The organism is Dokdonia sp. Asnod3-C12, from assembly GCF_045063975.1.
Taxonomy (GTDB): Bacteria; Bacteroidota; Bacteroidia; order Flavobacteriales; family Flavobacteriaceae; genus Dokdonia.
Genome location: NZ_JBEFNY010000003.1, coordinates 779,656 through 802,620, shown reverse-complemented (window position 1 = coordinate 802,620; position 22,965 = coordinate 779,656). Strand labels below are relative to the sequence as shown.

The window sequence follows — 22,965 nt, the reverse complement described above, 5'->3', positions numbered from 1 at the left end:
AGCCACTCATGACATGAGTGGCTTTTTAGATATTAATAAGAAATGTTTAGTTAACGTCCCAAAATAGTTTACTGATTATTAAATCACCATTTGATAAGTTAGCTGCCGCAGCATCTCTATTTGCTCCGTTTAGAGTTTGTAATACTTGTGGGTATCTTAGTCTAAAAGGTAAGTCAGATACTGAAGGGTCAACAGGACCAGCTTCAAATACATAGCTTTCAACTCTGTTTTCTGGAGCAAGTCCATCAATCTGTTCTTGAGCTAATGCAACAGTTTCGTCTACTTGAACTAGAATATCAGGAAAACCTGTTCTTCTATATTCAGTGTAAGCTTGATGTCCTTGCATATATAAAGCAATATATTTTTGATTTAATACGTTGGCTTGATTAGCCGCTGGTAAGTTACCTACAAAAGTAGCGATGTCTGCCGCAGGAACTCCCCATTTTTCCATACTTGCTGTAACTCCATTCTCATAGTTTGCTTGTGCGAAACCATTTCTTTCAGAAATTAAGAACTGTACCTCGGCATATTCCATTAGTATCTCGCGATAATCTGGTTTAATTACATTACTACTTGGATATGAATATGTAGTTCTATCTAGAAAGTTAGTATTTCTGAATGCATATGGTACTCCTAAATAGTCATCATAGTCCATAGTTACTGCAGCAGTACCAGATTTTACATCTTCAATGTCAACAGAAATTGGCACTGCCATTTGAAATAATCTTGGATCTTGATCAAAGTTTCCTCTTTCACCTTTAAGTAGTTCAACAAAAGGAGCGGCTACCGCAAAGTCAGTTCTTGTAAGAAATGCTCCCCATAATGGAGATGCATTTGCATCTGCAGTGTCATAAGCTTGTGAAGCATTATCATCATTTGATGTCATTACTCCGCTAGCAATTGCTGCGTCAAAAGCTGTTTGGTATGCACCAGCGTCAACACCTTTGATAGTCGTAGCAACTCTTAAGATAAGTGAGTTCGCAAACTTTTTCCATTTTGTCGCATCTCCATTGAAAATGTTATCACCGTTAGTGAATACAAGTTCATCTTCATTAATCATATCTGCAGATTCTCTAAGCTCTTTAAGGATATCTGTGTAGATATCTTGTTGAGCAGCAAACACCGGTGTAAAGTTACCAGCATCTAATTGTGCAGCTTGGAAAGTTTCATTATCAGATCCATAAGAGTAATAAGGTACATCTCCAAAGAAATTTGTCAACTCATAAAACATATAAGATAACATGATGCGTGAAGCAGCAATTTGATTGTCATTATTTCCTGATGCTGCTGCATCTCCTCTTGTTTCTTCATTTGTATTTAGATCCAATATTGCTTTGAAATCTGTCATCGTCAAGTACGTGTTGTTGTAAATTGACTCAGCAGTAGTTTCTCGATAAAGAAATCTATCTTCATCGGCATAAGCAGTTTGTCCCCAATATTGCATCCATGGCAACGTAAGACGACCTTCATTAAATCCACTTCTTGAAAAATCAGTAAATTGTTTCGTTGCGCTTGAAAATATATTAGCGGTTGGAACAACCTCTGGTTGGTTCGGATTGATATTCAGTTCAACTAAGTCATCGGTGCATGAGGTGAATGCGCCAGCGATGACTAGCATCATAATTATAAAAAATTTAGTTTTCATTTTCTTAAAATTTTAATTGTACGTTAAACCCGTAGCTCTTTGTTGATGGAAGCGATCCTCCTTCAGAGCCTTGAATATTTCCACTTCCTGAAGTAGCTACTTCTGGATCAAAGTTGTCATTATCTAGACCCCAAACACCTAAGTTTCTACCAAAAGCTGAAAGCATAACATCAGATACTCCAAGGTTTTTAATCCATTCTGAAGGTAATCTATAGCTTAGAGACACTTCTCTTAATTTAATATAATCTGCATCAAATACGTTAGCTGCGTCTGGTCCAAAAAAGTAATCAGTACCTTCTTGTTGAGCAGAAATTACTTGTGTATTTGCTGCTGTGTCAGTAACTGTGTAATCTCCATTTGCGTCATACGTAACCGTTCCTGTTACTCCTTCCAATACAGTACCTACTTCACGTTTATTATCTGTAGCAGTCTGTTCAAGAATACCAGAATAGTTACCCCAGATGTTTGTTAATGATCTGTACTTTCCACCTTCTTGAATATCTACTAAAAATCCTAAACTTAAATTTTTATAGCGGAAAGTATTTCTGATACCTAAATTAAAATCAGGTAAAATAGTTCCTAAATTCTCTTGGTCCTGAGTCTCTGCAAAACTTCCATTTGAGTTTACTACTTTATTCCCTTGATCATCAAAAACAAAGTTTGTTCCTCTAATAATTCCATAAGGTTCACCAACAACGGCGTTTAATGTAACCGAGTTGAATGGAAAACTTGCTATCTGTAAAGATTCTACGCCATCTATTAGCTCAAGTAGCTCATTGTTGTTCTTTGAGAAGTTAAAAGTTGTATCCCAAGAAAAATTTTCTGTTTGGATAACTGTCGCATTAACTAAAGCCTCAATACCACGGTTTCTCAATGTTCCGCCATTTGTAAATGTGGAAGAGAAACCAGTAGAAGGATCAACCTGAACAGGTGTGATTAGGTTAGAAGTTTCTTCATTATAATAAGTAAGGTCAAAACTAATACGATTTTGTAAAAATGCCATCTCTAAACCAAACTCATAAGTATTTTTGAATTCTGGTTCAAGATTTGGATTTTGACTTGTATTAGAAGTGCTAAAAGGTACATCACCTAAAAATGGAATTGATGCACTAAATATAGTTGCTAGAGAATAAGGGTCAGTATCACTTGCTACTTCGGCATATCCACCACGTATTTTACCAAATGAAAGCCACTCTGCCTCTATAAGATTAGAAAACACAAGACTACCATTTACACTTGGGTAAAAGAATGAAGCATTATCTGCTGGTAGAGTAGAGGACCAGTCATTTCTTCCTGTAAACGTTAAATATGCAAAGTTGTCATATCCTACTGACACAGATCCAAAAACACTATTGACGCGCTTTCTTGAGTCAAATTCAGTTGCTTGTGCTGGATCTGCTGAATTACTAATTGTGTAAAGTCCTGGAACTACGAGTCCTCCTGAAGTTGCTGCTGAAAGTCTGTGGAATTCGGCATCTCTTCTGTTTGTACCTAAAAATGTATTAAGGCTCACTTTATTATCAAAGAATTTTTTATCGTAGTGAACACGCGCTTCGTAGTTTATTTCTTCAAAGTCACGATCAGATTCTGCATAACCTGCAACTCCCTGAGATCCTACAGCAACTCTTTCATTGATTCTAAAATCATAAGTATCTGCATATACTTTACCTACAACATAAAAGTCATCTGTAAAATTATACGTAGCTCCTAAGTTACCGTACCAACGAGTTCTTTTGTCCTTTGCAGTATTTTCATACAAGGTCCAGTACGGGTTGTCTGAGTATCTTGGATTTCCGTTTGTAGCAGAAATTCTATTCCAAGGTCTTTGTGATCCATCAGCTAGTTTGTAATCTCTTAGACGACTATAATCAAGAGAAGTCTGTCCAAATTGATATAATTGTTGTACTACACCAGCACCGGTATAACCAGAAGCAGGTCTGTTAAATCCTTCAGTAACAGTAAGGTTTACAATTGCTTCCACTTTTAACTTATCAGATATCTGGCTAGTAGCGTTAAAGTTAATTGAATTCTTTCTTAAGTTTGAATTCGGTACAATACCATCAGTTCTAGTGTTGTTAGCACTCAAACGCATTGTTGATTTATCTGTTCCTTGTGAGAATGATACTCCATTGTTGTAAGAAACGCCAGTGTCCCAAAATGAATCAATGTTGTTTTTAGGAGCTGACCAAGCACGAGTTTGAAGAAAATCATCTGCAAATTCAGGATCAAAAGCATCCCAGTGTAGTACTTGTTGTCCTTCAAATCTAGGTCCCCATGATTCATCAGTACCATAATCAACTACATCATATGTAGTTCCGTTTATAGTCGCTTGATTGAACCCAGCTTGACCAATGGTACTAGCATCTCCAGCACCACCTCCGTAGAGTTTTTGAATTTTAGGGAGGATGTTTACAGTTTCAAATGTAATACCCGAGTTAACTGTAACTTCAGCTCTTCCTTTTTTTCCAGATTTAGTAGTAATGAGTATTACACCATTACTTGCTCTAGATCCGTAAAGTGCAGCTGCAGGTCCACCTTTAAGAACGTTCATAGTTGCGATGTCATCCGGATTAATATCAAAACCAGCATCACCGTAATCTCTTCCACCTCCACCAGATTGAGTAGATGAAGAGTTGTAGTTACTGTTGTCTAATGGAATTCCATCTACAACAATAAGAGGTCTGTTTTCACCTGTAATAGATGATGCACCACGAATTACAATGCGTGTAGAACCCCCTAAGTTACCTGTGGCATTAGAGATTTGAACTCCGGCTACTTTACCAGAGATCGAGTTAAGCGCATTTGGATTCCTAGTCTCGGCAATTTCTTCACCAGAAACTTCTTGAGTTGAGTAACCTAGAGATTTCTTTTCTCTAGAAATACCTAATGCAGTAATCACAACTTCGTCAAGAGCATCTCCAGCAGCTAAGGTTACATTAATAGTAGAAGAAGTACCTACCAATATAGTTTGGTCAGTAAAACCTACATAAGTAAAGACAAGAGATTGTCCTTGCTCTGCTTCTATTGAGTAATTACCGTCAAAATCTGTTTGTGTACCTGTGTTTGTTCCTTTCAAAAGAACATTTGCTCCTGGAAGTGGTACGCCGGTGTCGTCTTTCACCGTTCCAGTCACTGTTAATTGTGCAAACGAAACTTGCACTACAAACGCTAGTAATAGCGTTAAAATTCCACTAAACTTTGTTTTCATTTTTATAAATTATTTGAATTAGCCGTTCCAAATAAAGTCATAAAGAAACCTAATTAGTACGCTTTTAACGAAATTGGGAATGCGTTAACAAAAATGCCATAATAATGAATTTTGTTTAACATATGTAGATGTTAAATAGTTGTTAATGAGTGATTGAACTTCTTAAAATTTAACAATTTACCCCTTAGTTATAAGTTTTGTTTAACAAATGCTTTTGAGTCTATATAAATTTAGGGAGTTGATTATGTGTTTTATTTAGAATATTACGGTTTTAAAATTCGAATGATTTAATGATTTCAAAATGATTGTAATTATTAGAATTTTATGTTTTTTTTCTGTTCTTATAATTTACTTATCGGTGTTTCGCTTTCGCGAAAGCGTATTTGGTTTAAATGAAAAAAGGGCTGTCTAATTACTTAGACAGCCCTTTAGGAAAATTATATTAATTTAATCTAGCTTACTGCTTTTCTATTATGAAAGCAAAAGATCCAAAACTTCCAGCATCAACAGTATGACGAAGACCAGGAAATTGAATTTGGTTGATACATGTAAGAGTGATACCCGTACCGTCAACTCTACCTTGACCAAATCCACAGCCAAAGTTATCACAGTGCCAAGCGTCTTGACGTGCTATTCTTGAAACTCCTGAACTTGGATCTATCTCTATAATTACATTATAACTTTGAGCACCACCATCGTTTGGATTTGGGTGATCAAATGGGTTAACCATAGTGTATTCGTTTGCACCAGGGCCAGCGATAAGTTCAAATGTATTATCGCCAACAGTAGTTCCAAAATCATCCTGTATAATGGTATAAGTACCAGGAATATTATCAGTTTCTACTGTAGGACACTGGATAGTCAGAGATATATTAAGACGATCCTCACTTTCAGTAAGTATTTCTGACGCCTCTACAGATACTAAATCTAATGCGATTATGTCAGATGTACTTGGTAAATCAGAAGTACCGATGGTAGTAATTGTAATGTCTGTTGTAAATGAACCAGCAGTAATTACAGGATTAAGTGTGCTTATCTCATAAAAAGATGAAGGAAGGGTAGTGTCGTCTTCATTAAGACTAAGCACTACAGCTCTATCTACATCTGATACTGTTGAAACTCCAACTGTGATAGTGTTCTCAAAATTTTGAGAAGGGTCAAAAACTATTTTAGGATTAGAAATAGCTCCGTTAAAGCCAGCTATTGCTCTACCGTTTTCTGTGTCCACTTGAGGGATTTCTGCGTCCTCACATGAAGTAAGAGTCATAAATCCTACTAGTAAACTAGCTGCGATATATTTTAATTTATTCATTATAAATATGTTTTAATATTAGTAACCCTCGTTTTGAGTGTAATTTGGATTTACATTGATCTCAGCTTGAGGAATTGGTAATTGGAACCTAAAGTTTCCAGCTTCAATTGTTTGAGTAGTATTAGGGGTCCCAGATCCATCTGATAAATCACCAAAAGTACCTCTTTCGATAGCTTCACCACGTCTCTTTAGATCATAAAAACGATGACCTTCAAAAGCAAGTTCTATACGACGATTTAGTTGAATAGCATCTTCAAGATCTTGCCCAGTCTCTGTTCCGATTGAGAAAGGAGAGAATCTCTGTGCTCTTAGCAAATCTAAAGTTATTAGAGCATCACCTTCTAAACCTAACTCAAATTGAGCTTCTGCTTTGTTTAAAATAGCTTCTGCTACTCTTAAGGCTTTGATATCTACACGACCATTCACTTGGTCAGTTTCTCCAATAAACTTGTTGATGCCATTATAAGTGTTACCTTCATTTGAAGCTGAGAAAGCTACAATGTTTCTACGTACATCTGTAATGTCTAATTCATTAAAAAGTCCAAAGTCAACAGCAAATTCTGAAACGGTAGCTCCATTAATTGTTTGGCTGTAAATAACGCCAACATTGTTAAAGCCACTTTCAGAAGCTGTATTAACAGCAAATTCAACAAGAAGTCCATTGTCATTAGAATCTGTGTATACGCCTGGTATTTGAGTTCTCGTTGCTAAAGGAGCCGTTATTTCGTCTACAATATCAATTACAGCATCATAATCTCCAGTGTATAAGTATACTCTGCTTAACATTCCTCTTACAGAGTTCTTATTGAAAACTCCTTCAATTTTGTCCTCTCCGGCAAGAGTTGTATCATCTATAAGGGCAAGAGCATCAGTAAGGTCAGCAATTATGTTCTCATAATTACTAGCTACGGTTTCTCTAGATAATTGACTTAACGCGTCAATAGGTTCTTTTATGTATGTAATACCAAGTGATGCGTTTGCATCAGCGCTTTGTGTAGGTATTTTTCCATAAGTACGTACTAGGTCTAAGTGAGCGAAAGCTCTACCTGCAAGGGCTTGTCCAAGAATATTATCTCTTTCTGCTTCACCATCAATATTATCAATCTGAGATATCATCAAGTTTGCTCTACGAATAGTAGTATAAGCTCCATTGAATACATTGGTGATGTACCCACCATTATTTGCTCCGTAAGTGAAGTCAGAAAAAACTTGATTTGACCCTCTTCCAGTTCTAGCTATAATCGCGTTATCCGAAAGAATGTCAGGAAGTCCTTGAACACCAGAACCATTTGAGTAGTACCCAAAGAATGAACTGTACATTCCATTAAGAGCAATCTCAAAATTATTTACACTATTGTAAAAAGTATCCGCATCTCCTTGAATGAAAGGTGCGATCTCTAATTCATCATCACAAGACGTAAGTCCTAGTGTCATGATGAAAATCGTAAGTATCGTTTTTATTGTTTTCATATTTTATTTTATTTTAAAATCCGATGTCAACACCAAATGTAAGTGACTTAGTTTGAGGGTAGCTAAATAGAGAAAACTGTCCAGCAACGAATCCAGCGTTACCAGGTGCGCTATTTTCAGCAGAACCAATTCCAATTTCTGGATCTCCTTCATAGTCAGTAAATGTTAGTAAGTTTTGTCCAGTTCCGTAAATTCTAACTGAGGAAAGACCTGTTCTGTCTAGTAGTTGACTAGGGATGTCGTAAGAAAGAGTTAATGTTCTTAGTCTAACATAATCACCTTTTTCTAAAAATCTAGTAGAGGTTTGATCTGCTGTTGCTTCATACAATGGGTTTGGAAGAACATTTTGATCTCCCGGTTGTTGCCAGTAATTAAAAGCTTCAACTCTTTGGTTAGCATCAATATTGCCAATACTTACACCCGCAGATCTTTGGAAGTTCTGAATGTAGTTTCCAGCTTTAAAAACGAAATCACCACGAAGTCCAAATCCTTTGTAACGTACATTTCCGTAAAATCCACCTTCTATATTTGCAAGTGGTGACTTGCCTTCTAATGTCTTAGCGAAATCAGCACTGTATTGGTTTGTTACATCTCCGTCTGCAGTAAGATAAAGAGGCTCTCCATTTGCAGGATTTACGCCAGCATATTCTACTAGGAAAAATGTGTTGATTTCCTCACCTACACGTAGAATGGTATTTCCGTTGTTAATATCGTCACCGTCTACTAATTCTTTAACTTCGTTATCAAGGAAAGCAACATTACCTCCTAAGGATACTCTCCAGTCTTCAGTTTTGATAGCATCAAAATTTAAAGCAACTTCTAGTCCAGAGTTTTCAATTTTACCAATGTTCGATAAAATTCCGTTGTTTCCATCTCCTACAAGTCCTGAAATAGGTCTGTTTAAAAGAAGGTCTTCAGAAGTTTTTACGTAGTAATCTACAACACCAGTAATACGATCATTGAATAATCCAAATTCAACACCTATGTCGGCAAGAAATTGTTGTTCCCATTTGATATCAGGATTTGCTATACCACCTGGTACTGCAGAGCTATTTCCATTATAAGTTCCAAATCCAATTAGGTTCACAAATTGATTGTTTCCAATGTTTTGGTTACCAGAACTACCGTAAGAAGCTCTAAGTTTTAAATCGCTAAATACGCTTCCTTCCATAAAGTCTTCTTTGGAAATATTCCAAGCAGCACTTCCACTATAGAAAACAGCATTTTGATTTTCAGGGCCAAAGCGAGATGATCCGTCATTTCTTACTGATGCAGAAACAAGATACTTACCATCGTAATCATAATCAACGAAAAGTCCTTGTGAGAATAAGCTATTACGTACTTCTGTAGATCCTCCTGTACTAAAATCAGCAGCTACATCTAAGAATGCAATATCCGGTGTCGGGAATCCTCTACCAGAAACATTTGTACGAGTAAAAATTCTTTCATTGTACTCTAAAAGTACATCTGCACTAATGTTGTGCTTTTCGCCGAATGTATCTTTGTAACCAAAAACGTTACTCACATTATATTGGAAATCTACATTCATTGATTCTCTTTGAGTTCCTGGAAAGTCAGAGTCTCCAACTATAGGATCAAGTGTTCCGCCAGCAATAGATCTAGCTACAGTTCTGCCTCTGTTGGTAGTTGTACCAACAGCAAATCTGTTTGAAAATTTATCAGAAAATTTAATATCAGCAAAGATATTACCAACAAGTAAGAAGTTAGTTTCTGAAGATGGCTCAGTAATAAGTGCTTGAGCAACAGGGAATCCTGAAGTTGTAGGGTTGAATTGTGGTTCACCATCAGCATTAGTTACTACCTCATTATTTCCATCTCTTAAGAATAGAGTTTCATAAGGGTTTGCATCGTATAAAAATCTGAATGGGTTTTGAACGTTATTACGGTCTCTTGGTAGATCTGTTGTACTTCTAGATGCAGAAATGTTTGTCCCTACTGTTAGCCAATCTCTAGCCTCGTAAGTTGTGTTAAGGCGAGCAGAAATTCTCTCAAAACCATCTATACGATCTATAATACCCGTGTTTTTGTCATATCCAAGTGATAAAAAGTAGTTGATTTTCTCATCTGCTCCAGATATAGCGAGAGAGTTAGATTGTATATAACCTTTTCTTAAAAGTGCATCCTCCCAATTAGTATCATTTTCAATAAATGTAGCTAATTGTTCTGGTGTTGCTGTAGCACCAGGGAGTCCCTGAGCTTGAGGAACACCTAATGCAGCATATTGTCTTTCAAGTTCTAATTTTTGAGATGCATTCATTAAATCAAATGGATCTGCAATTCTCTCACTAGTTCCTATAGAAGATCTAAATACAAATTTAGCGTCCTTACTTCTACCTCTCTTTGTAGTAATTAAGATAACTCCGTTTGCTCCTCTTGAACCATACTTAGATACTGTAGCAGCATCCTTAAGAATAGTTAAAGTCTCAATATCGTTAGGGTTAATGTTGTTAACGAACTCAGCCTCAATAGGGGCACCATCAATTACATATAATGGAGTTGTTGCGGCGTTAATAGATCCTACACCACGTATCTGTACAAATGCAGTTTGACCTGGTCGTCCATTTGCAGCAGTTACTTGTACACCGGCAGCTTTACCTTGAAGAATGTTGTCTACACTCGTAGATGGTACAAAATCTTCAATAGAACCAGCACTTACAGTTGTAGTAGCTGCTGTAGATAAATCTCTAGAGCGACTTCCGTAACCAGTAATTACAACCTCTGCTAGAGAGTTGTCGGCTTCAAGTGTAGCGTTGATTGAGTTTTGATTACCAACTTGAATGTCTAAAGTTTTGAATCCAACATAGCTAAAAGAAAGAACATCACTTGATGCTGCTTCAATAGAAAAGTTTCCATCAAAATCTGTTTGAGTACCTGTAGAGGTACCTTTGATTACCACTGTCGCTCCTGGAAGTGGTCCATTAGCCTCAGTTACCGTACCCGTAATGATACGACCCTGTGCAAACAGGGCGGAGGCACTTAAAATAGTACAAAGAACAAGTACTTTTTGTAAAAGTGTTTTCATAAAAAAATTTGTTTATTTCTAGCAAAATTCTGTAATAACATTATTTGAATCACAACCTTTTTTGTTAAAATAATTAAGAAAAATTAACTTTAACTTATCGTTAACTCTTTTTTGTGATAACCCCTTGTGAAATTTAACTGTTTACGTTTTGATTAGAATTTTCTATTGTATAAATGGAAGTCGTTTTTTATTCTTTTATTAGAATTTTACTTCTAAAATTATATGAAGTTTAGTGTCTGAAAATCTAAAGTCCTGATTATCAAATAGACCATTTGCAATGTTTAATTTTATTATTCCTGCTTTGGTCTGAATGCCAGTACCTAAGCCAAAACTATAGAGTTTTCGCTTTGTCTTCTCAATGCGATTTTCGAGGTAGCCAAGGTCTAAAATTGAGTTGATGTAGATGCCATCGTTCAGTTTGTATCTATACTCTGTATTTAGGGTGTTATAAAAGTTTGCTAAAAGGCTATTCTCTTCAAATCCTCTAAGAGTTAAAATTCCGCCAAAACGATAAAGTTCGTTTGTTAAGAAATTGTTAGAGATTAAATATTGTGTGGTATTTTTTGCAAATAGGGAGTGGTTATCATTTAAGGTAAATTCATTTTCTAGTATAGCAGTAAGAGATATTTGTTTGTCTAAGCTTTCTGTAATTTCTCTATTTCCAAAAGCAGCTCTAAAGTGTAAACGTCTTTTTGTTGGAAAAAATAAATCAGTAGATAAATTTTGGTGTGTAAATGATGTGGTTAGTCTTTTAGAGGTGAAGTCTTCAAGATTTACAAGTTGAGTAGTTGTATTGTCATTAAGATTTTCTGATTGTTCAGATTCGTATCCTAGTGTAAGGTGTTTTTTTTGATTTAGTTGATAGACTAAATCTAGGGACTGTTGTGTTGTGGAAAATGTGCTGTCCTTCCTAAAGAGGTTGAGGGATGCTTCAATTCCTAGTGGACTTTTGAAAAGGTAAGGTAGTTTGGTCTTTAAATGGAGCTGCGATTGATCGCCTCCATCTGCCTTATAATTTAGAATGAATGTTTCTCCATAATTAAAGTTGTTTGTAAGGAGTAGGTCGAGATACCCATTTAAGCTAAAAGAGTTGTCTTCCTCATTTGCAAAACCTAGAAAGCCATCAAATTTATTGACAATTTTACGTTCTAAATAAAGGTAAACTATTGTGCTGTCCGGATTAAAAAGTACTTGCGGAGTTTTAGCTTGATTTACAAAAGGAAGAGACGATAGTTCCTTGCTCTGTTTATTCAGTTTCTCACGGTTAAATATTTCGCCTTCCTTTAATTTGACGCTATGTTTGAGAAAGCTTTTCGGGACATTAGTGTATCCTTCAATTTCGATTCTATCAATTGTTCTTCTGTTTTCAAAAGAATAGTTGAGTGTTCCTTCAAGATTGTGTTGTGTTGTTTTGGTGATGTTGGCTATTTGAAATGTAGCAAAAGGATTTCCGTTGTTTGATGCTATGGAGCTTAATTTTTTTAAGTACGCTTTCGCGAAAGCGGTCTCTATAGTTATGCTGTCATTTTTAATTCTATATCCTGTCTGTGTTATATAACTCTCGAGGTCTTTGTTTTTTTTGATTTTTAAAGTTATGTATGGGTAGGGTTTGTCTAGAAGGAATGTGGCAATATATAAGGTGTCGTTTTTTGTAGTTAACTTATAAGTGCTGTCTAGGTGCCCTAAATTTTGTAATTGCGTGTTTAGGTTTTGGAGTTCATCTAGTGCAGACTGTTTATCTTTAAATGTAGTCTTGTAGTTTGTGTTATCCAGAATAGCAGATTCTGATGGGAGATTACTTTGTACTTCTAATTGTACTCTTACATCATTTTTTTGCGCAGACATATGTTGTCTGACAAAGAAAATAATTAAAAATAGGTAGAGTAGTTTCAAGTGATATTTTTAGTGTCGTTTTTAAACGAATTTAGGATTACGAAAGTATGTTAGTTTTTTGGTATTCAGAACTTTTTCTAAATTTTAATGAAAGTGGGTTTGATGGTTAGTAAATTATTCTTACTTTTGCAAACCCTAAATTTGGGTAGATTAAGAAAATTAACAATTAGGTAGAAAGAAATTATGCCAACAATTTCACAATTAGTACGTAAAGGAAGAACCAAGATTACCAAGAAGAGTAAATCTGCTGCCCTTGAATCGTGCCCACAACGACGTGGCGTATGTACTCGTGTTTACACGACTACACCTAAAAAACCAAACTCGGCTATGCGTAAAGTTGCGCGTGTTCGTTTGACAAATGGTAAAGAGGTGAATGCATACATCGGTGGTGAAGGACACAATTTACAAGAGCACTCGATAGTATTGGTAAGAGGTGGAAGGGTAAAAGATTTGCCAGGAGTTAGATATCACATTGTACGTGGAGCCTTAGACACCGCTGGTGTTGCAGGAAGAACGCAATCGAGATCTAAGTACGGTGCAAAACGCCCTAAGAAGTAAATCAACAACACTTTAAGAAGAAGTAATGAGAAAAAAACAGGCCAAGAAGAGACCAATTCTTCCAGATCCGAAATTTAACGATCAGTTAGTGACTCGTTTCGTTAATATGATGATGTGGAGCGGTAAGAAGTCTACTGCATTCAAAGTTTTTTATGATGCAATTGATATCGTAGAAGAAAAAAACACAAATGAAGAGAAAACTGCTCTTGAATTGTGGAAAGATGCTTTATCTAATGTGATGCCACACGTAGAAGTACGTAGTCGTCGTGTAGGAGGGGCAACATATCAGATCCCAAACCAAATCCGCCCAGATCGTAAGATCTCTACGGCTATGAAGTGGTTAATTAGTTTTTCTCGTAAGAGAAATGAGAAATCAATGGCTGCAAAACTTGCGGCAGAGATTCTTGCTGCTGCAAAGGAGGAAGGTGCTGCTGTAAAGAAGCGTGTTGATACACACAAGATGGCAGAAGCAAACAAAGCATTCTCACACTTTAGATTCTAAGAAATGGCTAGAGACTTAAAATTTACTAGAAATATAGGTATTGCAGCTCACATTGATGCTGGAAAAACTACGACTACAGAGCGTATCCTTTATTATACAGGTGTAAGTCACAAGATTGGTGAAGTGCATGATGGTGCTGCAACAATGGACTGGATGGAGCAAGAGCAGGAGCGTGGTATTACAATTACCTCTGCTGCTACTACTTGTACTTGGAAGTTTCCAATGGAGAACGCGCAAACGCTTCCTGATACTAAGGATTATCACTTTAATATTATTGATACTCCTGGTCACGTTGATTTTACTGTAGAGGTGAATCGTTCTTTACGTGTACTTGATGGTTTAGTATTCTTGTTTAGTGCCGTTGATGGTGTTGAGCCACAATCAGAAACTAACTGGAGACTTGCAGATAATTACAAAGTGCCACGTATTGGTTTTGTAAATAAAATGGACCGTCAAGGTTCAAACTTCTTAGAGGTTTGTACTCAGGTTAAGGAAATGTTAGGTTCGAATGCTGTGCCTATCGTTCTTAATATAGGTGACGAAGAAGATTTTAAAGGAATTGTAGATCTTGTTAAGAACCGTGCTATTGTATGGCATGAAGAAGGAATGGGAGCAACATTTGATGTTGTTGATATTCCAGAAAACTTAAAAGAAGAAGCAAGAATGCTTCGTGGTAAACTTATTGAAGAAGTTGCTGCGTATGATGAAAACTTGCTAGAAAAATATATGGAAGATGAGGATTCAATTACAGAAGATGAAGTGCACGCTGCGCTTCGTGCTGCTGTAATGGATATGTCTATCATTCCTATGATCTGTGGATCTGCATTTAAGAATAAAGGAGTTCAATTCCTTCTTGATGCTGTTTGTCGTTACTTGCCTTCTCCTATGGATAAGGAGGGTATCGTAGGTGTAAACCCAGATACAGAAAAAGAAGAATTACGTAAGCCGGATGTAAAGGAGCCTTTTGCTGCACTTGCATTTAAAATTGCAACAGACCCTTTTGTAGGGCGTCTTGCATTTTTTAGAGCGTACTCAGGTCGTTTAGATGCTGGATCTTATGTATTAAACAATCGTTCTGGTAAAAAAGAGCGTATCTCACGTATCTATCAAATGCACGCTAATAAGCAAAATGCAATTGATTATATAGAAGCTGGAGATATTGGAGCAGCTGTAGGTTTTAAGTCTATTAAGACTGGAGATACACTTTCTGATGAGAAGCACCCTATTGTTTTAGAATCTATGGACTTCCCAGATCCGGTAATCGGTATCGCGGTTGAGCCCAAGACTAAGGCAGATGTAGATAAATTAGGAATGGGCTTAGCAAAACTTGCTGAAGAAGATCCTACGTTTACAGTGCGTTCAGACGAGGCTTCAGGTCAAACTATTATATCAGGAATGGGTGAGCTTCACTTAGATGTAATTGTAGACCGTTTAAGAAGAGAATTTAAAGTAGAGGTTAACCAGGGTCAACCACAAGTTGAGTATAAGGAGGCAATTACAAGAGCTGCAGAACACAGAGAAACTTACAAAAAGCAATCTGGTGGACGTGGTAAATTTGCTGACATCGTATTTACAATTGAGCCTGCAGACGAAGGTGTTGTAGGATTACAATTTGAATCAGTAATTAAGGGTGGTAACGTTCCTAAGGAATTTATCCCATCTATTGAGAAAGGATTCAAAATGGCAATGGTAAACGGACCTCTTGCTGGTTACGAAGTTGATGCAATCAAAGTAACATTGAGAGATGGATCTTACCACGATGTGGATTCTGATCAACTTTCTTTTGAGCTTGCTGCTAAACTTGGATTTAAAAACTCTGCAAAAGCTGCCAAAGCTGTTATAATGGAGCCTATCATGAAACTTGAGGTAATTACGCCAGAAGAGAACATGGGTGATATTGTAGGGGATTTGAACCGTCGTCGTGGTCAAATGTCAAGTATGGGTGACCGTGCTGGTGCAAAGACTATTAAGGCAACAGTGCCACTTTCTGAGATGTTTGGTTATGTAACTACGTTACGTACACTATCATCTGGACGTGCAACTTCTACTATGGAATTTTCTCACTACGAGGAAACTCCTGCGAATATTGCAGCAGAAGTTATTGCAGCATCTAAAGGTACAAACGATTAATTACTAAGGAAATGAGTCAAAAAATTAGAATTAAACTAAAATCTTACGATCACAACTTAGTAGATAAAAGTGCTGAGAAGATTGTTAAGACTGTGAAGACAACAGGAGCTGTAGTAACAGGACCTATTCCTCTTCCAACACATAAGAAAATCTTTACTGTATTACGTTCTCCACACGTAAACAAGAAATCTCGTGAGCAGTTTGAGCTTAGCTCTTACAAGCGTTTACTAGATATCTATTCTTCTTCTTCAAAGACTATTGATGCTTTGATGAAATTAGAGTTACCATCTGGAGTAGAGGTAGAGATTAAGGTGTGATAGGTATTTACGCTTTCGCGAAAGCGTATTAATTACCACACTAATTTGTCCTGAGCTGCGTGCGAGGGAAAAACGGAAACACACATTCAAGGTCGAACGTGTTCGGCCTTGTTTTTTTTAGAATAGATTTTTTTAATAACAAATATTTATAATTATGTCTGGGTTAATCGGAAAGAAAGTAGGTATGACTAGCATCTTTGACGAGAATGGAAAAAACATTCCATGTACCGTTATCGAAGCAGGTCCCTGCGTTATCACCCAAGTCAGAACCACAGAAGCTGACGGGTATGAAGCCCTTCAACTTGGTTTCGATGACGCTAAGAAGGCAAACAAAGCTGCTGCTGGCCACGCCAAAAAAGCAGGAACTGTTGCTAAGCGTAAAGTTGTCGAGTTCCAAGGATTTGAAGGAGAGTTTAAATTAGGAGATGCAATCACTGTAGATCATTTTGCTGAAGGAGAATTTGTCGATGTATCGGGAACTTCAAAAGGTAAAGGTTTTCAAGGAGTTGTAAAGCGTCACGGTTTCCGTGGTGTTGGACAAGCTACTCACGGTCAACATAACCGTCTTAGAGCGCCAGGTTCAATTGGGGCAGCATCTTACCCTGCACGTGTATTCAAAGGAATGCGTATGGCAGGTCGTATGGGTGGTGACAAAATCAAAGTTCAAAATCTTAAAGTATTGAAAGTAGTTGCTGAAAAGAATCTACTTGTAGTGAAAGGATGTGTTCCTGGTCACAAAAATGCTTATGTAATCATTCAGAAGTAATGAAGATAGCAGTTGTAGATATCAAAGGAAAAGAAACAGGGAGAAAGGCAGACCTTTCTGATGCTGTTTTTGGGATTGAGCCAAACAAGCATGCTGTGTATTTAGATGTTAAGCAATTTCTTGCAAACCAACGTCAAGGAACGCACAAGTCTAAAGAAAGAGCAGAGATTGCGGGTTCTACTCGTAAGATCAAGAAACAAAAAGGAACTGGTACAGCCCGTGCGGGTAGTATCAAGTCTGGTGTTTTTAGAGGAGGAGGACGTATGTTCGGACCGAGACCTAGAAATTATTCTTTCAAATTAAACAAAGGATTGAAGAGACTTGCACGTCGTTCGGCACTTACAATTAAGGCTAACGATAACGCAATCACTGTAATAGAAGATTTTAATCTAGACGCTCCAAAAACGAAAGATTTTGTGAATGTTTTGAAAGCCTTAGGGTTAGAGAATAAAAAGTCACTTATAGTGTTGGGAGAGTCAAATAATAACGTATATTTGTCGTCGCGCAATTTAAAGACCGCTAAAGTCGTAAAAAGCTCAGAATTAAGCACTTACGGAATAATGAATGCAAACAACGTTGTGTTCTTAGAAGGGTCTTTAGAAGGTGTTGAAGCAAATTTAGCAAAATAAGACACGATGAGTATTTTAATAAAGCCTGTTATTACAGAAAAAGCAACAAAAGATAGCGAGGAAATGAATCGTTTTACTTTTGAAGTGAGTATGAGAACAAATAAGGTTGAAATTAAGAAAGCGGTAGAAGCTGCTTATGGTGTTTCAGTTGAAAAAGTTCGCACAATGAATGTCCGCCCGGATCGCAAGTCTCGTCATACGAAGTCTGGTGTTCTTACTGGTAAAACAAATGCTATTAAAAAGGCAATTGTACAGCTGGCGGAAGGTGATACAATAGATTTTTATAACAACATTTAAGACAACAAAATGTCAGTAAGAAAATTAAAACCTATCACTCCAGGGCAGCGATTTAGAGTTGTAAATGGTTTCGACCAGATTACAACTGATAAGCCGGAAAAAAGCCTATTGGCTCCGAAAAAACGCTCAGGAGGTAGAAATAATACGGGTAAGATGACCATACGCCAAGTTGGTGGAGGTCACAAAAAACGTTACCGTATTATCGATTTTAAACGTAACAAAGAAGGAGTTCCTGCAACTGTTGCGTCAATCCAATATGATCCAAATAGAACGGCGTTTATCGCTCTTCTTGATTATCAAGATGGTGAGAAGCGTTATATTATCGCTCAGAATGGTTTGCAAGTTGGTCAGAACTTAGTTTCTGGTGCAAGTGTAGCTCCGGAGATCGGTAATGCTATGCCGCTTTCGGCGATTCCTTTGGGAACTATAATATCTTGTATTGAGTTACGTCCAGGTCAAGGTGCTGTTATGGCGCGTTCGGCTGGTTCATTTGCTCAGTTAATGGCTCGTGATGGTAAGTTTGCTACGGTAAAACTTCCTTCTGGAGAGACAAGATTAATCTTATCAACGTGTATGGCAACAATAGGTGCTGTATCTAATAGTGATCACCAGTTACTTGTATCTGGTAAAGCTGGTAGAAGTCGTTGGTTAGGTCGTCGTCCACGTGTACGTCCAGTAGTTATGAACCCTGTCGATCACCCAATGGGAGGTGGAGAAGGTAAATCTTCTGGAGGTCATCCTAGGAACCGTAATGGTGTACCTGCTAAGGGTTACAGAACGCGTTCTAAGACGAAGTCGAGTAATAAGTATATTGTAGAACGTAGAAAGAAATAATAAGATATGGCACGTTCATTAAAAAAAGGACCTTACGTTCACTATAAGTTAGAAAAGAAAGTTACTGCAAACGTAGAAGGCGATAAAAAGACTGTCATTAAGACTTGGTCTAGAGCTTCTATGATTACTCCGGATTTTGTGGGGCAAACTATTGCAGTACATAATGGTCGCCAGTTCGTACCAGTATATGTTACTGAGAACATGGTAGGGCATAAGCTAGGAGAATTTTCACCTACGCGCTCTTATAGGGGGCACGGAGCTGATAAGAAAAATAAAGGTAAAAGATAACAGGAGATGGGAGTTCGTAAAAAAGAAGCGGCTAATCGTCGCAAAGAGGCTAATAAGTCTATCGCTTTCGCGAAATTGAATAACTGCCCTACCTCTCCACGTAAAATGCGTCTTGTAGCAGATATGGTACGAGGTACGCAAGTGGAGAGAGCACTTCAGTTGTTGAAATTTAGTAATAAAGAAGCATCACGTAAAGTTGAGAAACTTGTTCTTTCTGCAGTTGCAAACTGGGAAGCTAAGAATGAGGATGCTAGTGTCGAAGATGCTAATCTTTTTATTAAAGAGATCAAAGTTGATTCTGGAACAATGTTGAAAAGACTACGTCCAGCACCACAAGGTCGCGCGCACAGAATTAGAAAACGTTCTAATCACGTAACAGTGATTCTTGGAGCAAAAGATAACACACAAAGCAATTAATTAGATGGGACAGAAGACAAATCCAATCGGAAATCGCCTTGGAATAATCAGAGGATGGGAATCTAACTGGTACGGAGGTAATGACTACGGTGATAAACTTGCCGAAGACGATAAGATTAGACGTTATATTCACGCTCGTTTAAGCAAAGCTAGTGTGTCTAGAGTTATAATTGAGCGTACGCTTAAACTTGTAACCGTTACTATTACTACAGCAAGACCTGGTATTATTATCGGGAAAGGTGGTCAGGAAGTAGACAAGTTGAAAGAAGAGCTTAAGAAACTCACAGGTAAAGAAGTACAAATTAATATCCACGAGATTAAGCGTCCAGAGCTTGATGCATTTCTGGTAGGTCAGAGTGTTGCTCGTCAGATTGAAGGAAGAATTTCTTTCCGTCGTGCAATTAAGATGGCTATCGCAGCAGCGATGCGTATGAATGCTGAGGGTATTAAAATCCAGATTTCTGGACGTTTGAATGGTGCTGAAATGGCGCGTTCAGAGTCTTATAAAGATGGGCGTATTCCTTTATCTACTTTTAGAGCCGACATAGATTATGCTTTGGTTGAAGCTCACACTACTTATGGTAGATTGGGTATCAAAGTATGGATCATGAAAGGTGAAGTATATGGCAAGAGAGAGCTTTCTCCTTTAGTAGGACTGCAAAATAGCAAGTCTGGAAAAGGTGGTGGAGGTCGTAAGGACAACCGTGGACCACGTCGTAGAAAGTAATTTTTAAAAAGACAGTAAAAAATGTTACAGCCTAGAAAAACAAAATTCCGCAAGCAGCAGAAGGGTCGTATGAAAGGACTAGCTAATAGAGGGCATTTGCTTTCTAATGGTCAGTTCGGTATAAAATCACTCGATTCATCTTTTGTAACTGCGAGACAAATAGAAGCAGCTCGTATAGCAGCAACACGTTACATGAAAAGAGAGGGAACTCTTTGGATTAAGATCTTCCCAGATAAGCCTATTACTAAGAAGCCTTTAGAGGTACGTATGGGTAAAGGTAAAGGTGCTGTAGAATATTGGGCAGCAGTTGTAAAACCAGGACGCATTATGTTCGAATTAGGAGGGGTTCCAGAACCAGTAGCAAAAGAGGCGTTACGTCTTGCGGCTCAAAAACTTCCAGTAAGAACTAAGTATGTCGTAGCTAGAGATTTTTCAGCTGAATAAATTATAGTACTATGAAACAATCAGAGGTAAAAGGATTATCTGTAGCAGAATTGCAAGAAGAGCTTGGAAAAGCAAAAAGATCTTACATGGATCTTAAGATGGCGCACGCTATCTCTCCACTTGACAATCCTATTCAACTGCGTTCTATGAGACGTACAGTCGCTAGAATTGCAACTGAATTAACTAAAAGAGAACAATAACGCTGCTTAAGATGGAAAAAAGAAATTTAAGAAAAGAGCGTGTCGGTGTAGTAACTAGTAACAAGATGCAAAAGTCTATCGTTGTTGCTGAAGTGAAAAAAGTAAAGCACCCTATGTATGGTAAATTCGTTTTAAAGACGAAGAAGTATGTAGCACACGACGAAACAAACGACTGCAACGAAGGGGATACAGTTAGGATCATGGAAACACGTCCTATGAGTAAATCAAAGACTTGGAGACTAGTAGAAATCATTGAAAGAGCGAAGTAATGTTACAGCAAGAATCAAGATTAAAAGTAGCAGATAATACTGGGGCAAAAGAAGTTTTGACTATCCGTGTATTAGGAGGTACTAAAAGAAGATATGCTTCTGTAGGAGATAAGATTGTAGTGTCTGTAAAAGATGCTACACCTAACGGTCAAATTAAAAAAGGTGCCGTATCTACAGCAGTAGTTGTACGTACTAAGAAAGAAGTACGTCGTCCAGATGGATCATATATCCGTTTTGATGATAATGCTTGTGTTCTTTTAAATGCTCAAGGTGAGATGCGCGGTACTCGTGTATTTGGACCAGTAGCAAGAGAGCTTCGTGACAAACAGTTTATGAAGATTGTATCATTAGCACCAGAGGTGCTTTAATACAGACAATAAGATGACAAAGCTTAAAATAAAAACGGGAGATACAGTTAAGGTTATTGCTGGAGATCATAAAGGATCTGAGGGTAAAGTCGTAAAAGTATTTATCGAGAAGAACAAAGCAATCGTTGAGGGTGTTAACATGGTGAAGAAGCACGAAAAGCCGAGCGCCGCAAATCCTCAAGGTGGAATTAAAGAAAAAGAAGCGCCACTTCAAATTTCTAACTTATCTTTGATGGATAAGGATGGTAAGACTACGAGAGTAGGTTACCGTATGGAAGGAGATAAGAAGGTACGCTTTGCAAAGTCTAACAACGAAATATTATAGTGATGGGATACGTACCAAGACTAAAACAAGAGTTTAAAGACCGCGTAACGCCAGCCCTTCAAGAAGAGTTTGGTTACAAAAATATTATGCAGGTACCTCGTCTTAATAAGATTGTAGTATCTCGTGGTGTTGGAGCTGCGGTTGCAGATAAGAAGCTTGTAGAAAATGCTGTTGAGGAGCTTACGCTTATCACAGGACAGAGAGCTATCTCGACAATGTCTAAGAAGGATGTTGCGACATTTAAATTACGTAAAGGAATGCCTATTGGTGCCAAAGTTACTTTACGTGGAGAACGCATGTATGAGTTTTTAGATAGACTTGTTACATCTGCACTACCACGTGTGCGTGACTTTAACGGAATCAATGCTACTGGTTTTGATGGTCGTGGTAACTACAGTATGGGAGTTACTGAACAGATTATCTTTCCTGAAATCAATATTGATAGAATCAAGAAAATAGATGGTATGAACATCACTTTTCAAACTTCTGCTCAAACTGATAAGGAAGCAAAATCATTACTTGCAGAACTAGGTTTACCTTTTAAAAAGAATTAAGATATGGCTAAAGAATCAATGAAAGCCCGTGAGGTAAAGCGTGCTAAAACAGTTGCAAAATATGCTGAGAAACGTAAGGCTTTAAAAGAAGCTGGAGATTACGAAGGATTGCAAAAGTTACCTAAGAACGCTTCACCTATACGTCAGCACAATCGTTGCAAACTTACAGGTCGTCCTAAGGGTTATATGCGTCAGTTCGGATTATCACGTGTGATGTTTCGTCAAATGGCAAACCAAGGATTAATACCAGGAGTTAAGAAAGCGAGCTGGTAATACAAAGAGTATAAATTGGTAGAAGGTTCTTTTTATGCTTTCGCGAAAGCGAGACTAGAGAAAACCACTACCGTAACTATAATTAAATGAATACAGATACTATTGCAGATTTCCTGACACGTGTGCGTAACGCATCGGCAGCAAATCACAGAGTGGTCGAGATTCCAGCATCAAACCTTAAGAAGGCGATGACTAAAATCTTATTTGACCAAGGGTACATTCTTAGCTACAAGTTTGAAGAAGGTAAGGCGCAGGATACTATCAAGATTGCCTTGAAGTATGATCGCATTACTAAAGAAGCTGTTATTAAGGATATACAAAGAATAAGTAAGCCTGGTTTGCGTAAATATTCTTCATCAACAGAGATACCTCGTATATTGAATGGACTGGGAATTGCTATTGTTTCAACTTCTAAAGGAGTTATGACAGGTAAGCAAGCGGCTCAACACAATGTTGGAGGAGAGGTACTTTGTTACGTTTACTAATCAGATAAAAA

The 22,965-nt window shown here is 37.5% G+C and carries 25 protein-coding genes; 19 read left to right on the top strand and 6 right to left on the bottom strand.

The features are described from left to right. Positions 1–46 precede the first annotated feature (46 nt). The 6 genes from ACJJVW_RS03740 to ACJJVW_RS03715 all read right to left on the bottom strand — a co-directional run bounded on the left by ACJJVW_RS03740 (position 47) and on the right by ACJJVW_RS03715 (position 12,523). Positions 47–1,645, bottom strand: coding sequence for a SusD/RagB family nutrient-binding outer membrane lipoprotein (locus ACJJVW_RS03740; protein WP_298328911.1), 1,599 nt, complete (start codon positions 1,643–1,645; stop codon positions 47–49). Between the two features lie 4 nt (positions 1,646–1,649). After that, complete coding sequence (locus tag ACJJVW_RS03735; RefSeq protein WP_298328908.1) at positions 1,650–4,853, bottom strand: SusC/RagA family TonB-linked outer membrane protein; 3,204 nt, start codon at positions 4,851–4,853, stop codon at positions 1,650–1,652. A gap of 457 nt (positions 4,854–5,310) precedes the next feature. After that, positions 5,311–6,165 carry a hypothetical protein gene (locus tag ACJJVW_RS03730; RefSeq protein ID WP_298328905.1) on the bottom strand — a complete coding sequence of 285 codons (855 nt, stop codon included), beginning with the start codon at positions 6,163–6,165 and terminating at the stop codon, positions 5,311–5,313. An 18-nt stretch (positions 6,166–6,183) separates the two neighbouring features. After that, positions 6,184–7,635, bottom strand: coding sequence for a RagB/SusD family nutrient uptake outer membrane protein (locus tag ACJJVW_RS03725; protein WP_298328902.1), 1,452 nt, complete (start codon positions 7,633–7,635; stop codon positions 6,184–6,186). A 13-nt stretch (positions 7,636–7,648) separates the two neighbouring features. After that, positions 7,649–10,678 (bottom strand): SusC/RagA family TonB-linked outer membrane protein, encoded by a 3,030-nt coding sequence (locus tag ACJJVW_RS03720; RefSeq protein WP_298328899.1) that lies wholly within the window; start codon positions 10,676–10,678, stop codon positions 7,649–7,651. A 198-nt stretch (positions 10,679–10,876) separates the two neighbouring features. Then, positions 10,877–12,523 (bottom strand): POTRA domain-containing protein, encoded by a 1,647-nt coding sequence (locus tag ACJJVW_RS03715; protein WP_405250789.1) that lies wholly within the window; start codon positions 12,521–12,523, stop codon positions 10,877–10,879. A 231-nt stretch (positions 12,524–12,754) separates the two neighbouring features. Between ACJJVW_RS03715 and rpsL the strand changes: the two genes are divergently transcribed. The 19 genes from rpsL to rpsH all read left to right on the top strand — a co-directional run bounded on the left by rpsL (position 12,755) and on the right by rpsH (position 22,954). Further along, positions 12,755–13,129 carry a 30S ribosomal protein S12 gene (gene rpsL, locus ACJJVW_RS03710; RefSeq protein WP_013751318.1) on the top strand — a complete coding sequence of 125 codons (375 nt, stop codon included), beginning with the start codon at positions 12,755–12,757 and terminating at the stop codon, positions 13,127–13,129. Positions 13,130–13,154: 25 nt separating this feature from the next. Next, positions 13,155–13,631, top strand: a complete 477-nt coding sequence (gene rpsG / locus ACJJVW_RS03705) for a 30S ribosomal protein S7 (RefSeq protein WP_013751319.1) — start codon at positions 13,155–13,157, stop codon at positions 13,629–13,631. Positions 13,632–13,634: 3 nt separating this feature from the next. Then, complete coding sequence (fusA, locus tag ACJJVW_RS03700) at positions 13,635–15,761, top strand: elongation factor G (RefSeq protein ID WP_298328891.1); 2,127 nt, start codon at positions 13,635–13,637, stop codon at positions 15,759–15,761. An 11-nt stretch (positions 15,762–15,772) separates the two neighbouring features. Next, complete coding sequence (gene rpsJ / locus ACJJVW_RS03695) at positions 15,773–16,078, top strand: 30S ribosomal protein S10 (protein WP_013073266.1); 306 nt, start codon at positions 15,773–15,775, stop codon at positions 16,076–16,078. Positions 16,079–16,232: 154 nt separating this feature from the next. After that, entirely contained in the window at positions 16,233–16,844 is a 612-nt protein-coding gene (gene rplC / locus ACJJVW_RS03690) for a 50S ribosomal protein L3 (protein ID WP_108876872.1), read from the top strand. After that, positions 16,844–17,473, top strand: coding sequence for a 50S ribosomal protein L4 (gene rplD, locus ACJJVW_RS03685; RefSeq protein ID WP_013751323.1), 630 nt, complete (start codon positions 16,844–16,846; stop codon positions 17,471–17,473). The genes rplC and rplD overlap by 1 nt, the downstream gene beginning before the upstream one ends. Before the next feature lie 6 nt (positions 17,474–17,479). Further along, positions 17,480–17,770 carry a 50S ribosomal protein L23 gene (gene rplW / locus ACJJVW_RS03680; protein ID WP_013751324.1) on the top strand — a complete coding sequence of 97 codons (291 nt, stop codon included), beginning with the start codon at positions 17,480–17,482 and terminating at the stop codon, positions 17,768–17,770. Between the two features lie 9 nt (positions 17,771–17,779). After that, the gene (rplB, locus tag ACJJVW_RS03675) at positions 17,780–18,604 is read left to right on the top strand and encodes a 50S ribosomal protein L2 (protein WP_013751325.1); all 825 of its coding nucleotides are present in this window, start codon (positions 17,780–17,782) and stop codon (positions 18,602–18,604) included. 6 nt (positions 18,605–18,610) lie between these two features. Continuing rightward, entirely contained in the window at positions 18,611–18,892 is a 282-nt protein-coding gene (rpsS, locus tag ACJJVW_RS03670; RefSeq protein WP_108876871.1) for a 30S ribosomal protein S19, read from the top strand. A 6-nt stretch (positions 18,893–18,898) separates the two neighbouring features. Further along, positions 18,899–19,309: a 50S ribosomal protein L22 gene (rplV, locus tag ACJJVW_RS03665; protein WP_405250788.1), complete on the top strand. Its 411-nt coding sequence runs from the start codon at positions 18,899–18,901 to the stop codon at positions 19,307–19,309. A 4-nt stretch (positions 19,310–19,313) separates the two neighbouring features. After that, positions 19,314–20,036 (top strand): 30S ribosomal protein S3, encoded by a 723-nt coding sequence (gene rpsC, locus ACJJVW_RS03660; protein WP_013751328.1) that lies wholly within the window; start codon positions 19,314–19,316, stop codon positions 20,034–20,036. 21 nt (positions 20,037–20,057) lie between these two features. Continuing rightward, entirely contained in the window at positions 20,058–20,480 is a 423-nt protein-coding gene (gene rplP, locus ACJJVW_RS03655) for a 50S ribosomal protein L16 (RefSeq protein ID WP_013751329.1), read from the top strand. A gap of 11 nt (positions 20,481–20,491) precedes the next feature. After that, positions 20,492–20,680 (top strand): 50S ribosomal protein L29, encoded by a 189-nt coding sequence (gene rpmC, locus ACJJVW_RS03650; protein WP_013751330.1) that lies wholly within the window; start codon positions 20,492–20,494, stop codon positions 20,678–20,680. Between the two features lie 11 nt (positions 20,681–20,691). Then, complete coding sequence (rpsQ, locus tag ACJJVW_RS03645; protein WP_013751331.1) at positions 20,692–20,949, top strand: 30S ribosomal protein S17; 258 nt, start codon at positions 20,692–20,694, stop codon at positions 20,947–20,949. Further along, positions 20,949–21,317, top strand: a complete 369-nt coding sequence (gene rplN, locus ACJJVW_RS03640; protein WP_013751332.1) for a 50S ribosomal protein L14 — start codon at positions 20,949–20,951, stop codon at positions 21,315–21,317. Before rpsQ ends, rplN begins: the two co-directional genes overlap by 1 nt. Positions 21,318–21,330: 13 nt before the next feature. Continuing rightward, on the top strand, positions 21,331–21,642 hold the full coding sequence (gene rplX / locus ACJJVW_RS03635; RefSeq protein WP_013751333.1) for a 50S ribosomal protein L24: 312 nt from the start codon (positions 21,331–21,333) through the stop codon (positions 21,640–21,642). A gap of 2 nt (positions 21,643–21,644) precedes the next feature. After that, a complete protein-coding gene (gene rplE / locus ACJJVW_RS03630) occupies positions 21,645–22,196 on the top strand; it encodes a 50S ribosomal protein L5 (protein WP_013751334.1) in 552 nt (183 codons plus the stop codon). Between the two features lie 3 nt (positions 22,197–22,199). Then, positions 22,200–22,469 (top strand): 30S ribosomal protein S14, encoded by a 270-nt coding sequence (rpsN, locus tag ACJJVW_RS03625; protein WP_013751335.1) that lies wholly within the window; start codon positions 22,200–22,202, stop codon positions 22,467–22,469. Between the two features lie 86 nt (positions 22,470–22,555). Then, the gene (gene rpsH, locus ACJJVW_RS03620) at positions 22,556–22,954 is read left to right on the top strand and encodes a 30S ribosomal protein S8 (RefSeq protein WP_013751336.1); all 399 of its coding nucleotides are present in this window, start codon (positions 22,556–22,558) and stop codon (positions 22,952–22,954) included. The last annotated feature ends 11 nt before the right edge of the window (positions 22,955–22,965 follow it).